The sequence below is a fragment of the Actinophytocola algeriensis genome, assembly GCF_014203735.1.
In the GTDB taxonomy this organism is placed as follows: Bacteria; Actinomycetota; Actinomycetes; order Mycobacteriales; family Pseudonocardiaceae; genus Actinophytocola; species Actinophytocola algeriensis.
The window spans coordinates 126480-140173 of record NZ_JACHJQ010000008.1; the positions used below are offsets into that span (position 1 = coordinate 126480).

Genomic DNA, 13694 nt, shown 5'->3' on the forward strand with positions numbered 1-13694 from the left:
AGTAGTAAGGACAACTGTGTCGGACATCCTCACCCCGACTGAGGAGGCACTGGCAGAGGCTCCGCCACCCACCCGTGGTGGCGGAGCCCTCCGCTACGTGCTGACGAAGATCGGCGGCGGCCTCGTCAGCTTCGCGCTCGTGATCGTGCTGGGGTTCCTGCTCTTCCGCGCGTTACCGGGAGACGTGGTCGCGACCATGTTCCGCGGCCGCCCGGCGACCCCGGAGATGATCGCGAACCTCAAGCACCAGTACGGCCTCGATCTCCCGCTGTGGCAGCAGTTCGTCAACTACGTCGGCGACCTGTTGCGCGGCGACCTCGGCGACTCGTACGTGTACCGCGTGCCGGTGTGGCAGAAGATCGAGGAGCGGTTCTGGCCGACGGTGCTGCTGGTCGGCGTGTCCACGCTGATCTCGGTGGCGCTCGGGTTGTGGATGGGCACCCGGTCGGGGTGGCGGCGGGGGAGCCGGTTCGACCGGATCTCCACCGGTGTCGCGCTCGCCCTGTGGTCGACGCCGACGTTCTGGCTCGGCATGCTCCTGCTCGCGGCCACGACCGGGCTGTTCCCGACGGCGGGCATCGTCTACTCCGACACCCCGCCCGACTTCTTCTCCCAGGCGCTCGACATCGCCCACCACATGGTGCTGCCGACGATCACGATGGTCGCGGTCACCTACGCGCAGTACCAGCTGGTGATGCGGTCGTCGCTGATCGAGGAGATGGGGGCGGACTACCTCACCACCGCGCGGGCCAAGGGCCTGCGCGACGACGAGGTGCGGCGCAAGCACGCCGTGCCCAACGCGCTGCTGCCCACGGTCACGCTGGTGTTCCTGCACCTCGGCTTCGTGATCGCGGGCGCCATCAGCGTCGAGACCGTGTTCTCCTGGCCCGGCCTCGGCCGCCTGACCTACGACGCGCTCCGCGTCGGTGACCTGCCGTTGCTGCAGGGCACCTTCGTGGTGCTGGCAGGTGCGGTGATCGTCATGAACGTGTTCGCGGACCTGCTGTACCGCGTCCTCGACCCCCGGGTGCGTGCGGCATGACAGTGCCGAAGAACCAGCCATCCCCACGCGCACTGGCCTGGCGCCGCCGCGGTGCCGCGTTCACCGCGGGCTGGCGGGAGTTCGCCAAGCAGCGCGCCGGCCTGGTCGGGCTCGGGCTGCTCGCCGTCATCGTCCTGCTCGCGATCCTCGCGCCGGTCATCACCGACCGCGAGGGCCTCGACGTCACCAAGGCCACCGGCGACCGGATGGAGTCGCCGAGCTGGGAGTTCCTGCTCGGCACCGACCGGCCAGGCCGCTCCGTGCTGCTGCTGACGCTGTGGAGCGCCCGGATCTCGCTGACCGTCGGGTTCGTCGCGACGCTGCTGTCGGTCGCGATCGGCACGATCATCGGCATCCTGGCCGCGCACTACGGCCGCTGGGTGTCCGCAGGCCTGATGCGGATCACCGACTTCTTCCTGGTGCTGCCGTCGCTGGTGCTGGCGATCGCGCTGTCGACCGTGCTGGAGCGCGGCATCGGCACGATCATCCTCGCGATCGGGCTGACGTCGTGGCCGTCCGCGGCCCGGCTGGTCCGCGCGCAGACGCTCACGATCGAGGCGCGGCCGTACATCGAACGCGCGAGAGCCCTTGGCGGCGGGCACTTCCACGTGATCTCCAAGCACGTGCTGCCCGCGGTCCTGCCGCTCGTGTTCGTGAACACGACCCTGGCCGTCGGCTCCGCGATCGTGGCCGAGTCCACATTGTCGTTCCTCGGGCTCGGTGACCCGGACCCGATGCGGCCGTCGTGGGGCTCGATGCTGCGCTCGGCGTGGCTCGACTCGGCGATCATCGCGGGCGCCTGGTGGTACCTGTTGCCACCCGGCATCGCGATCGGCATCGTCGTACTGGCGTTCACCATGTGCGGGCGGGCTCTCGAGTCCGTCCTGAACCCACGACTGCGGGAGGGCTGACGTGCCGCTGCTCGAACTGCGGGACCTGTCGGTCCGGTACCGGAACCGGGGCGTTGAGGCCGTGCGGGGCGTGAACCTCACGCTCGACGCCGGCGAGACACTCGGGCTGGCCGGGGAGTCCGGCTGCGGGAAGTCCACGCTGGCCATGTCGGTGCTGCGGCTGCTGCCGCCGAACGCCGACATCAGCGGCGAGATCCTCCTCGACGGCGAGGACGTGACCACGATGAAGTGGGGCCGTCTGCGTGCCGTGCGGTGGACCTCCGCCGCGATCGTGTTCCAGGGCGCCATGCACGCGCTGAACCCGGTGCAGCGCGTCCGCGACCAGATCGCCGAGCCGATCGAGTTGCACAGCAAGACCGAGTACTCGGCCTCGGCGCTGCGCAAGCGGGTGCACGAGCTGCTCGCGCAGGTGGAGCTGCCCGCGGAGAAGGGCGACTCGTACCCGCACGAGCTGTCCGGCGGGCAGAAGCAGCGGGTCATGATCGCGATGGCCCTCGCGTGCGAGCCCCGCCTGGTGATCGCGGACGAGCCGACCACCGCGCTGGACGTGATCGTGCAGGCCCAGGTCCTGGCGCTGATGTCGGACCTGGTCGCGGAGAAGGACATCGGGCTGGTCATGATCAGCCACGACCTGGCGGTCCTCGCGTCCACGTGCGAACGGCTCGCCGTGATGTACCAGGGTTCGCTGGTCGAGGAGGGCCTCTCGGCCGAGGTGATCACGAACCCCCAGCACACGCACACCCAGACCCTGGCGGCCGCGTTCCCGACCGTCGGCGACCCGGGGTCCCGGTACGCACCGGCGACGTCCACCACGCTGCCGGACGCCGTCCCCGCGCCAGGCGACGAACTGCTGCGGACCTCCGACCTGCACGTCACCTTCCGCACCCGTGGTGTGACCCACGCCGTGGCGGGCGTGGACCTGTCGGTGCGGCGCGGCGAGATCGTCGCGCTGGTCGGGCAGTCCGGCTCCGGCAAGACCACCCTGGCGCGGACGATCCTCGGGCTGCAGGAGCCCACATCGGGTCAGGTGACCTACGACGGGAAGCCGGTGCCGCGCTCGACGCGCGGCCTCAAGGCGTACCGGCGCCAGGTCCAGCTCGTGCTGCAGGACCCGACGAGCGCGCTGAACCCCCGGCACTCCGTGTACGAGTCGATCGCCGAGGGCCTGCGCATCCACAAGGTCCCCGGCGACGAACGCGAGCACGTCGCGGCGGCGCTGGACGCGGCGGAACTGCGGCCACCGCAGGAGTTCATGCCGTTGCTGCCGCACCAGCTCTCCGGTGGCCAGCGGCAACGCGTCGTGATCGCGGGCGCGCTGGCGCTCGAGCCGAAGCTGCTGGTCGCGGACGAACCGGTGGCGTCGCTGGACGCGTCCGTCCGGGGCGAGATCCTGGCGCTCCTGCTGCGGCTGCGGGCCAACCTCGGCCTGGCCGCCCTGGTCATCACCCACGACCTGGGCCTGGCGTGGAACATCGCCGACCGCGTCGCGGTGATGTACCAGGGTGAGCTCGTCGAGGTGGGGCCGGTGGACGAGGTCCTGAACGACCCCAAGCACGACTACACGCGGTCGCTCCTGGCCGCGCTCCCGACCACCCAGCCGAAGGAAACCGACCTCGCGAGCGGGTGACGGTCCCTCTTGGTCGCCGCCCGGCCACGACCGGGCGGCGACCAAGATCGCTACCCCGGGTGTCGCGTCCGGCACGCCTCGTCGGCGGAAACGCCACCGTTCCGACGAACGGACCAACCCGCCTGTGTAATCTCAGACCGCCATGTCAACCACCACCGACGCCCACGGGGTGCCCCCCGCAGTGAGCACCGTAGAAGACGCGACCCCAGCGCCCGCACCGGTTCGGAGCGCGCCCGCGCTCCCGGTGCGTACGATCGCGCTCGGCACCATCGGCAGCCTGCTGATCCTCGCGAGCGCCCTTGGTGCGGGCGCGATCCTCGCGCAGGACCCGATGATCGGCCGCGGCCCCCTGTCCTGGATCCGCTACGGCCACGGCCGCATCCTCGCGACCCTCGTCCTCTACACCGGCTTCGCGCTGGTCGTGTGGGCGTGGGTGCTGCTGGGCCGGCACGTGCTCGCGGGCCGGGTCGGTGCCCGCCCGGTGCTCGTGGCCGCCGCGTGCTGGACGATCCCGATGCTGCTGTCGCCGCCGGTGTTCTCCCGGGACGCCTACCTCTACATCGCGTACGGGACGCTCCCGCTGCACGGCTACGACCCCTACTCGGTCGGCCCCGGCATCCTGGACGTCGACCCGGTCGTGGACAACGTCGACTCGTTCTGGCAGGCCACCCCGGCGCCGTACGGGCCGCTGTTCATCCTGCTCGCCAAGGGCGTCATCTCGATCACCGGCACGAACATGATCGCCGGTGTCGTCCTCATGAAGCTCGGCCTCGTCGTCGGCGTCGCACTGATGGTCATCGCCATGCCGGGCCTGGTGCGCCACCTCGGCGGCAAGCTCCCGGTGGCGCTGTGGCTCGCGGTCGCCGGGCCGATGACCGTCGTGCACCTGGTCGGCGGACCCCACAACGACGTGCTCATGGTCGGCCTGCTGGCCATCGGCACGGTGATGGTGCTCGACCGGAAACACGTCCTGGGCATGATCGTGGTGACCCTCGCGGTCGCCACGAAGGCCACCGCGGGCGTGGCCCTGCCGTTCCTCGTGTGGGTGTGGGCCGGGCACCTGGAGTCGACGCGCTGGCGCAACTTCACCCGGGCGTGCGCCGCCTCGGTGGGCATCTTCGTGGTGACGTTCGCGGCCGCCACCGTCGTGTCGGGTGTGAACCTGGGCTGGATCTCCGCGCTCGACGCGCCGACCGCGATCGTGAACTGGCTGTCCATCCCGACCGGTGCGGGGGAGATCCTGCACGGGCTCGTCGGGGTGTTCGTCGAGGCGCCGAAGGTCTGGTTCGTGACCGTCATGCGCGTGGTCGGCGGCATCCTGCTGTTGTGGATCCTGGTCCGCCAGTGGTGGCTGGCCCGCGACGGCGGCCCGGATGCCATCCGCCGCGCCGCTATCGCGCTGTTCGCGTTCGCGGTCCTGTCGCCCGCGACGCTGCCGTGGTACCTGGTGTGGGGTTTCGTCCTCGCCGCCGCGCTGCGCTGGGAGCGCCGCCAGCTCGCCGTGCTGGTGGCGTTCAACGTGTTCCTCGTGCTGACCTACACCCCGGCCGGTGACGACCTGCTCTACGACTGGCTGTTCATGACACTGGCCGCGGGCATCTCGATCCTCGCCGGGCTGTCGCTGCTGCGCCGTGACCCGCTGAACCTCTTCCCCGCTCGCGATCCGTTCCTGCGCGGGACGGGCGTTGAGCGCTGACACGGCCGAGAAAGCGGCCGACCCGGAACCGCACGCGCCCCCGCACCCGAGGGGCACGATCGTGCTCGGCACGGTCGGCAGCGTCGTCCTGCTGCTCGCGAGCTTTGCTGCCGCTGCGGGCTCGGTGCGCCACCCGTTCCTCGGTGGGTCACTCGACTGGCTGAACTACGGCCACGGCCACATGCTCGCCGAGCTGGTCACCTACCTCGGCTACGGGCTGCTGGCGTGGGCGTGGATCCGGCTCGGGCGCCTGGTGCTCACCGACCGCGTGCGGACCAGGTCGGTGCTGGTCGCGGCCGCGTGCTGGACCGTGCCGATGTTGTTCGCGCCCGCGCTGTTCACCCGCGACGTGTTCTCCTACCTCGCACAGGGCGCGGTGGCGCTGCAGGGGTTCGACCCGTTCACGGTGCCACCGACCGTGCTGGGGTACTCCTCGGAGATCCTCGGCAACGTCCACCCGTTCTGGCAGGGGACGCCCGCGCCGTACGGGCCGCTGTTCATCCTGCTCGCCAAGGGCACGGTGTGGCTGGTCGGCTCGCACGTGTACGCGGGCATCGTCGTCACCCGGCTCATCGAGGTCGCGGGGCTCGCGCTGCTGGTGTGGGCGCTGCCCGGGCTGGTGCGGCACCTCGGCGGGAAGCTGCCGGTCGCCGCGTGGCTGCTGCTCGCGGGACCGTTGACGGTGGTGCACCTGGTCGGCGGGCCGCACAACGACCTGCTGATGATCGGGTTCCTCGCCGCCGGGACGCTGCTCGTGCTGGACCGCAGGCACGTGCTGGGCATCGCCGTGGTCACGCTCGGCGTGGCGGTGAAGGCGAGTGCCGGGATCGCGCTGCCGTTCCTGGTGTGGGTGTGGGCGGCGCGCCTGCCGTCCACGCGGTGGCGGAACTTCGTGCGGGCCACGGCGTGCGCGCTCGGGGTGTTCGTGGTGGTGTTCGCGGTCGTCTCGCTGGCGGCGTGGGTGAACCTCGGCTGGCTGACGATGGTGAACGCGTCGTCCCGGCTGGTGAACTGGCTGTCGCCGCCGACCGCGCTCGGCGAGCTGGTGCACGGGCTGGTCGGCATCTTCGTGGACGTGTCGCGGGACCCGTTCGTCACCGTGACCCGCATCCTGGGCCTGGTGGTCCTGGTCGTGCTGGTGGTGCGGCAGTGGTGGCTCGCGCGTGCCGGCGGGCCGGACGCGGTGCGGCGTGCCGCGATCGCGTTGCTGCTGGTCGCGGTGCTGTCGGCGACCATGCTGCCGTGGTACCTGACGTGGGCGCTCGCCCTGGGCGCTGCGCTGCCGTGGAAGCCGAGGTGGCTGGCGGTCGCGGCGGGGGTGTCGGTGTTCATGGTGGCGCCGTACTCGGCGTCGGGGGAGCAGCTGCTGTACGAGTGGCCGCTGATGATCGCGGCGATCGCCTTGTCGGCGTGGGCGGGTTACGCGCTGGTGCGGCCGGCCGCACGCGCGTAGCGGCCGCGGGTCGAGACTGGTGAAGGTCGCCCCGCGGGGCAGCGGCGTGTTCATCACTTGACATGCAGCCATCCGACTGCCTAAGTTAGGCAACCAGATGGCTGCATAACGAACGGAACCCGCGATGGACGACGTGTTCAAGGCACTCGCCGACCCGAACCGGCGGGCACTGCTCGACCGGCTCAACGCACGCAACGGCCAGACCCTGCGTGAGCTGTGCGCCGGCCTGGACATGGCCCGCCAGTCGGTGAGCAAGCACCTCGCCCTGCTCGAGGAGGCCAACCTCGTGAGCACGGTGTGGCGCGGCCGGGAGAAGCTGCACTACGTCAACGCGGAGCCGATCAACGCCATCGCCGACCGCTGGATCAACCAGTACGACAAGGCGCGGGTGCGCGCACTCGCCGACCTCAAGACCGCGTTGGAGACTCCTGTGAGCAAGCCCGAGTTCGTCTACACCACCTACATCAACACCACACCGGAGCGCCTGTGGCAGGCACTGACCGAGCCCGGGTTCACCAAGCAGTACTGGGGCGTCGAGTTCGAGTCCGACTGGACCAAGGGCGCGCGGATGACCTGGACCGACCCCGGCGGCGTGATCAGCGACCCCGAGCAGGTCGTCGTGGAGTCCGACCCGTACACGCGGCTTGCCTACACCTGGCACACCTACACGCCGGAATGGGCCGCGGGCAACGGGATCAGCGACGAGGACCGCGCCAGGCTGGCCGCGGAGCCACGGTCGACCGTCACCTTCCAGCTTCACCAGCAGGGTCCCGTGGTCAAGCTGACCGTGGTCCACGAGGGCGGCCCGGCGTTGATGGAAGCCATCGGCGAGGGCTGGCCCGCGATCATGTCGAGCCTGAAGTCACTCCTGGAGACCGGCGCCGTCCTGCCTACGGCCTGAGGCTCCGCACCGCGGCGACCACCCGGTCCATCTGCTCCGGCGTGGTGACGATGCTCGGGCCGAACCGCAGGTACTGCTGCTCGTAGGGCGTGACGCTCGCGACGACCCCGGCCTGCCGCAGCATCACGACCGCGTTGTAGGCGTCCATGCCGTCCACCTCGCAGCACACGATCCCTGCCGACATGCCCGGGTCGTCGGGGGTGATGAGGGTGACCGACGGGATCTTCGCCAGGCCCTCCTTGAGCCGGGTCGCCTGTACCGCGATCCGATCCGCGATCCGGGTACGGCCGATCGCCTCGTGCAGTTCGAACGCCTCCTTCACCGCCCAGCGGTACTCGAACGAGTGGTAGCCGCCGGGGGTGAAGAGGGCACCGGGGGAGTCGCCGTTGGCGAACGTGGGGATCACCGGGTCGAGCGCTTCCCAGGCTCTGCCCCACAACACGCCGGTGCCCCGCGGTCCGAACAGCCACTTGTGCGTGCCGGTCGACAGGAAGTCGCAACCCAGTTCCGCGACCGGGTGGTCGACCGCGCCGAATCCGTGCACCCCGTCGACGCACAGCAGTGCCCGCGCTTCGGGGGCGCGGCCCGCGTTGACCTCGGCGACCATCGCCGCGATCGCGGGCACGGGAAGACGTACACCTGTACTGGAATGCACCCAGGTGATCGCGACGACGCGGGTGTTCGGTGCGATCGCTGCGCGCAGGCGAGCGACGACCTCGGTCTCGGTGGCGGCTCGCGGGTCGTCGTACAGGGCGACCTTGCGGACCTTCGCGCCCGTGCGCCGGGCCATCAGGTCGAGCGCGGCGTGGTGGGCGACGAAGTCGTGGGTGGTGGTGACCACGTCCTGCCCGGCGCGCAGCTTCATGCCGGAGTACAGGATGCCGAGGCCCATGGTGGTGCTGTCGGTGAACGCGACCTGGTCCGGGGTGCCGCCGAGGTAGGTCGCCGCGGTCTTGCGAAGCTCCTCCTCTGTGGTGTCGTGGGTGTGGAGGTAGTCCGCGGTGTCGGCGTCGAGTCCCTTGCGGTGCCGGTCGATCGCGTCGCGGACCGGTGCGGGGTGCGCGGCGAGGACGAACGCGGCGGTCTGCACGAGGTCCTTGTCGAGCGGGAACAGTCCTCGGACGTCGTTCCAGTCGGAGAGGTCGGCGTGCCCGGGTTTCGGCTGGGCCGGGGTGGCGGTCGTGCAGGCGGCGAGCGCGGTGGCCAGCCCAGCCGTGAGGATGGTGCGACGCCCCAGTTCGTCCATCGGACCATGGTATGCGCCGAGAGCGAAAGGGACACCGGTTTCCAGTCGCCTGACTTATGTTGTGCGGCATGGAGATCACCCAGCTGCTGCCGCGGCTGTACCAGGTCGACCTGGACTTCGGTCAGGCCTACCTGTGGCGCGACGGCGACGAGTTGACGCTCGTCGACACCGGCATCCCGGGCAGCGGCGAGATGATCGCGGCGGCGGTCGGGTCGCTGGGCCTGCCGCGGTCGGCGGTGCGCCGGATCGTGATCACCCACGGGCACGAGGACCACGCGGGCTCGGCCGCTGAGATCCGGTCGTGGGACGGCGCTCCGGTACACGTGCACTCGGCGGACGCCCCGGTCGTGCGCGGGGAGCGGCCGCGCGAGGAGCCGGTCATCTCGGATTTCGAACGCCCGTACTGGGAACGCGTGACCGCGCTCGGCATCACGGCGATGACCATCCCACCGTCCACTGTGGACGTGGTGTTGACGGGCGGCGAGGAACTCCCGTTCGGCGACGGCGCACGGGTCCTGCCGATCCCCGGCCACACCGACGGCAGCATCGCGATACACCTGCCCCACCACGGCGTCCTGTTCGCGGGCGACACGGTCGCGTGCCTCCCGAGACCGGCGTGATCCCGGGCGCGTTCAACGTCGACCCCACCACGATGCTCGAGTCTTACCGCATGCTCGCCGACCTGGACCCGCACACCGTCTGCGTCGGTCACGGCACCTCGGTGGTCGGCGACGCGGGTGCGGCCATGCGCACCGCCCTCGGCTAGTGTCGCGACCATGACCGGGTTCACCTGTGCGCGCTGCGGCAACCGGCACGACGAGCTGCCGATGTCCTACGGCGCGGAGGCCCCGGTCTTCTGGTCGCCCGAACTCGCGGACGACCCGGACAGCGAACTGGGCACGGACCAGTGCGTGATCAAGGACGAGCACTTCTTCGTCCGCGGGCTCGTCCCGATTCCCGTGCGCGGCGCGGACTCCACGTTCGAGTGGGGCGCATGGGTGTCGGTGAGCCGGGAGAGCATCGAGCACATGTCCGAACGCTGGCACACCGAAGGCCGCGAGCAGAGCGACCCGTACTTCGGCTGGCTGTCGACCACGTTGCCCGGCTACCCGGAGACGGTGAACCTCAAGACCAACCTCCACACCCGTCCTGTCGGGCAGCGGCCGCTGATCGTGTTGGAACCCACCGGCCACCCGCTCGCCGTCGAGCAGCGGACCGGCATCACCATGGCGCGGATCCAGGAGATCGCCGAGCACCTGCTCCACTGACGGCCGTCAGCGCAGGGCGGGCTCGTCCAGGGTCAGCGTGCACAGGTCGCCGTCGAGGGTGGCCTGTGCGCCCAGCGGGATCGTGAGCTGGTCCACGCAGTGGCCGAAACCCATCTCCCACACGACCGGGATGCCCAGTCCCACAAGGAGATCCGCCGCGACAGCGCGGACCTCCTCCGGTTCACCGCAGCCGGTCCACGAGCCCAGGACGACCCCCGCAACGCCGGTGAACCAGCCCGACCGCAACAGCTGGGTGAGCATACGGTCGACTTGGTACGGCTCCTCGTTCACGTCTTCCAGCACGACGATCGACCCGTCCGGTGGCACGAACTCGCCACCGGCGCCGACCCCGGACGACAGCAGCGACAGGTTCCCGCCCACGAGCATCCCCGACGCCACACCGTCGTTGAGCGCCACCGAGTTCGGGCCGGTCAACGTCCGCACCGACTCCGGCTCGAACAGCGTCTGCCGGAAGTGCTTCTGCCCGCCGACGTCGAACGACAGCTCGCTCGCGATCAGCGGCGCGAACAACGTCACGACGTCCAGCTGCGAACCGATCGCCTGGTGCAGCGCCGTGATGTCGCTCGACCCGGTGAACAGCTTCGGCCCGGCCTCTGCCATCGCCTGCCAGTCGAGGAGGTCCACCATCCGCAGCGTCCCGTAGCCGCCACGGGCGCACACGACCGCGTCGACAGCCGGGTCGCACCACGCCGCCTGCAGGTCCGCCGCCCGGTGCACATCGAGACCAGCCAGGTAGGGGAGCGCGGGGTGGCGGTCGAGCACGTGCTCGGCGAGCTCGACGACCAGCCCCCAGCTCTCCAGGATCGACACGCCACGCGTCAGCAGCGCCTCGTCCACCGGCCCGGACGGCGCGACGAGGCGGACCTTGCTGCCCGCACGCAGCCGCCCAGGCCGCGTCCGTGTCACGACTTCAGCTCCAGCACCGGCACCCCGGGCGGCGTGAACCCGAAGACCTGCCCGTAGAACGACAGCTCCGCCTCCAGCGCCGCGATGACCGTCGACGCGCGCCGGAACCCGTGCTGCTCACCCTCGAACGTCAGGTACGCGTGCGGCAGGCCCGTCCCGTCGAGGCTCGCGACGAACCGGTCCGCCTGCTCCGGCGGGCACACCTCGTCCTCCAGCCCCTGCAGCAACAGCACCGGGCCGGCCAGGCGGTCCACGTGGTTGCTCGGCGACCGGTCCGCGTACCGGTCGGCGTGCTCCGGCAGCGTGCCGACCAGCCCCTCGATGTACCGCGACTCGAAGTCGTGCGTCTCGCCGCCCTCGCTGGTCCAGCCGGTCAGGTCGAGGATCGGGAACATGATCGTCGCGCACGCGTACGTGGACACCGACGTCATCGACGCCGCGGCCGTCCACCCACCGGCACTGCCGCCCCGCACGGCGAGCCGGGTGCCGTCCACGACGCCCTCCTCGGCGAGCGTGGCGGCGACCGTCGCGCAGTCGTGCACGTCGACCACGCCCCACTGCTCGTTGAGCGACTCGCGGAACGCCCGCCCGTAGCCTGCCGAACCGCCGTAGTTCACCGCGACCACGCCGAAACCGCGGCTCGTGAAGTACGCGATGTCGCGCTTGAGCACGTCGGAGACCTTGCCCGTCGGTCCACCGTGGACGTGGACCAGGAGCGGCGGCACCGCCTCCGGCGGGCCCGCGAAGCCGGGGTTGCGCGGCAGGTACACGAACGCCGGGATCTTCCGCCCGTCGTCGCTGGTGAACACCCGGTGCTCCGGAACGGGCAGGTACGCGGGGTCCAGCGACTCGTGCGGTTGCCCGTTCACCACCGTCTCGACGCCGGTCCCGAGGTCGAGCCGCACCACGGCGACCTCCCGCTGCGGTCCACCGGCCGCCGCCACCACGACGCCGTCGACCGCCAGCAGGTCCGAGGACCACGCGGTGAGGTCGGTGTCGACGTCGGTGACCGTGCCGGTCTTCTCGTCGAGGATCGCGAGCCGGTCCGACCGCAGCACCGCGTGCCTGCCGCCGCCCAGCGGGGCGAACCAGCGGCCGCCGAGCACCCACATCGGCCCGCCGAGCTCCTCCTCGCAGGGGGCGAGGTTCACGGCGGCGCCGTCGAGCCCGACGCGGAACAGGTTCCACCAGCCGTCCGGGTCGGTCAGCACGAGCAGCGAGTCCGGCGACTCCCATTCGGCCTGGCAGACGCTCTCCCTGGGCCCGCCGGCCAGGACCCGGTGGGGCTGACCGATCTCCGCGACGCACAGCTCCGCGCCGTCCCACGGCATGTTCGGGTGGTCCCAGCCGATCCACGCGAGCCGCGTGCCGTCCGGCGACAGGCGGGGTCCGGACATGAAGTGGTGGCTCGCGCCGAGCGTGCGCGGGCCGGTGCCGTCGAGCGGCACCTCGACCAGGTCGCGTGCCACGTCGGTCGGCCGGTCACCGGTGACCGTCTCGCGCACGCACAACACGGAGGTACCACCAGGGCCGGGGGAGAGGTCCCCGTACCGCAGGCCGTGGCCGCGGGCGGGCATCGGCGTCAGCGGTCGCGGGTCACCTGACCCGTCATAGGCGTAGATCCGCTGGTCAGCCCAGTTCGTGAACACCACGGTGTCCCCGAGCACGGTCCACGGCCGCCCGCCGTACTCGTGCACCCGGTTGCGCACGTTCCACGGCGCGGCCAGCACCTCCACCGGCGTCCTGTCCGGCCCCTCGCGCATCAGCGCGACCCGTCCCTCTTCCGTCGGCCTGCTCTCGGCCCACCACACGACACCGTCGTGCACGTCGACCCATCTGGGGGAGACGCCGGCTGTCGCCACCGTCTCCGCCGTGAGCGGCGACTCCCAGCTACCGAACTGCGCGATCTTCACCACGCGGGAGACCCTAACCGGGCGACCGCGTCGATGGTGGATCCGGCATGCCCCTGATCCGTTGCATCCGCACGCGTGTCGAGCCCGGAACAGGCCTGCTCGAACGCCGCCTTTGCCGTAGGGTCGGAGATGCCATGGCTCGAGTAATCCACATCTTCCGCCAGCCCGATCGGTTCGTCGCAGGCACCGTCGGCCAACCTGGCGACCGCACCTTCTACCTACAGGCCTCGGAGAGCGCCCGCACCGTGTCCGTCGCGCTGGAGAAGCAGCAGATGGCGGTACTGGCGGAGCGCATCGGCTCGCTCCTGGAGGAGGTCCACCGCCGCTTCGGCGCGGACCTCCCGGACGAGACGCCGGGCGAGCTCGTCGACGCCGACCCGCTCAACGTCCCGGTCGAGGAGGAGTTCCGCGTCGGCACGATGGGTCTCGGGTGGGACTCGGAGACCAGTGCCGTCGTGATCGAACTGCTGGCCATCACCGAGACCGAGGTCGACGAGGCGATCGTCCTCGACGACACCGAGGAGGGCCCGGACGCGGTCCGGGTGTTCCTCACCCCGTCCGAGGCGCGCGCGTTCGCGGAGCGTGCCGACCGGGTGATCAACGCGGGCCGCAAGCCGTGCCCGCTGTGCGGTGAGCCGCTCGACCCGGCGGGGCACGTGTGCCCTCGCCAGAACGGCTACCGGCGCACCGAGGACGACGAGGCGGAATAG

13 protein-coding genes are annotated in these 13694 nt (G+C 71.0%); 10 read left to right on the forward strand and 3 right to left on the reverse strand.

What is annotated here, in order from left to right; all coding sequences use genetic code 11:
- The first annotated feature begins 16 nt into the window (after positions 1-16).
- The 6 genes from FHR82_RS34250 to FHR82_RS34275 all read left to right on the forward strand — a co-directional run bounded on the left by FHR82_RS34250 (position 17) and on the right by FHR82_RS34275 (position 7630).
- On the forward strand, positions 17-1042 hold the full coding sequence (locus FHR82_RS34250; protein ID WP_184814763.1) for an ABC transporter permease: 1026 nt from the start codon (positions 17-19) through the stop codon (positions 1040-1042).
- Positions 1039-1953 carry an ABC transporter permease gene (locus FHR82_RS34255; RefSeq protein ID WP_184814764.1) on the forward strand — a complete coding sequence of 305 codons (915 nt, stop codon included), beginning with the start codon at positions 1039-1041 and terminating at the stop codon, positions 1951-1953. The genes FHR82_RS34250 and FHR82_RS34255 overlap by 4 nt, the downstream gene beginning before the upstream one ends.
- A gap of 1 nt (position 1954) precedes the next feature.
- Positions 1955-3580 carry a dipeptide ABC transporter ATP-binding protein gene (locus FHR82_RS34260; RefSeq protein ID WP_184814765.1) on the forward strand — a complete coding sequence of 542 codons (1626 nt, stop codon included), beginning with the start codon at positions 1955-1957 and terminating at the stop codon, positions 3578-3580.
- A gap of 142 nt (positions 3581-3722) precedes the next feature.
- Positions 3723-5276 (forward strand): polyprenol phosphomannose-dependent alpha 1,6 mannosyltransferase MptB, encoded by a 1554-nt coding sequence (gene mptB / locus FHR82_RS34265; RefSeq protein ID WP_184814766.1) that lies wholly within the window; start codon positions 3723-3725, stop codon positions 5274-5276.
- The gene (mptB, locus tag FHR82_RS34270) at positions 5266-6729 is read left to right on the forward strand and encodes a polyprenol phosphomannose-dependent alpha 1,6 mannosyltransferase MptB (protein ID WP_184814767.1); all 1464 of its coding nucleotides are present in this window, start codon (positions 5266-5268) and stop codon (positions 6727-6729) included. Before mptB (FHR82_RS34265) ends, mptB (FHR82_RS34270) begins: the two co-directional genes overlap by 11 nt.
- Positions 6730-6853: 124 nt before the next feature.
- Positions 6854-7630 (forward strand): ArsR/SmtB family transcription factor, encoded by a 777-nt coding sequence (locus FHR82_RS34275; RefSeq protein ID WP_184814768.1) that lies wholly within the window; start codon positions 6854-6856, stop codon positions 7628-7630.
- Here the strand turns inward: FHR82_RS34275 and FHR82_RS34280 are convergent.
- Positions 7620-8876: an aminotransferase class V-fold PLP-dependent enzyme gene (locus FHR82_RS34280; protein WP_184814769.1), complete on the reverse strand. Its 1257-nt coding sequence runs from the start codon at positions 8874-8876 to the stop codon at positions 7620-7622. The two genes, FHR82_RS34275 and FHR82_RS34280, sit on opposite strands and share 11 nt — an antisense overlap.
- A gap of 68 nt (positions 8877-8944) precedes the next feature.
- Here FHR82_RS34280 and FHR82_RS34285 point away from each other — a divergent pair, with 68 nt between their 5' ends.
- From FHR82_RS34285 to FHR82_RS34290, 3 genes are read left to right on the forward strand one after another with little or no spacing between them, the layout of a single operon-like run.
- On the forward strand, positions 8945-9496 hold the full coding sequence (locus FHR82_RS34285; protein ID WP_221464653.1) for an MBL fold metallo-hydrolase: 552 nt from the start codon (positions 8945-8947) through the stop codon (positions 9494-9496).
- Entirely contained in the window at positions 9475-9642 is a 168-nt protein-coding gene (locus FHR82_RS45365; protein ID WP_221464654.1) for a hypothetical protein, read from the forward strand. The genes FHR82_RS34285 and FHR82_RS45365 overlap by 22 nt, the downstream gene beginning before the upstream one ends.
- A 10-nt stretch (positions 9643-9652) precedes the next feature.
- Complete coding sequence (locus FHR82_RS34290) at positions 9653-10144, forward strand: DUF2199 domain-containing protein (protein ID WP_184814770.1); 492 nt, start codon at positions 9653-9655, stop codon at positions 10142-10144.
- 6 nt (positions 10145-10150) lie between these two features.
- Here FHR82_RS34290 and FHR82_RS34295 read toward each other — a convergent pair whose 3' ends face one another.
- Entirely contained in the window at positions 10151-11071 is a 921-nt protein-coding gene (locus FHR82_RS34295) for a S66 peptidase family protein (protein ID WP_184814771.1), read from the reverse strand.
- The gene (locus tag FHR82_RS34300) at positions 11068-12987 is read right to left on the reverse strand and encodes a S9 family peptidase (RefSeq protein ID WP_184814772.1); all 1920 of its coding nucleotides are present in this window, start codon (positions 12985-12987) and stop codon (positions 11068-11070) included. The genes FHR82_RS34295 and FHR82_RS34300 overlap by 4 nt, the downstream gene beginning before the upstream one ends.
- A gap of 131 nt (positions 12988-13118) precedes the next feature.
- Between FHR82_RS34300 and FHR82_RS34305 the strand changes: the two genes are divergently transcribed.
- Positions 13119-13694, forward strand: coding sequence for an Rv2134c family protein (locus tag FHR82_RS34305; RefSeq protein WP_184814773.1), 576 nt, complete (start codon positions 13119-13121; stop codon positions 13692-13694).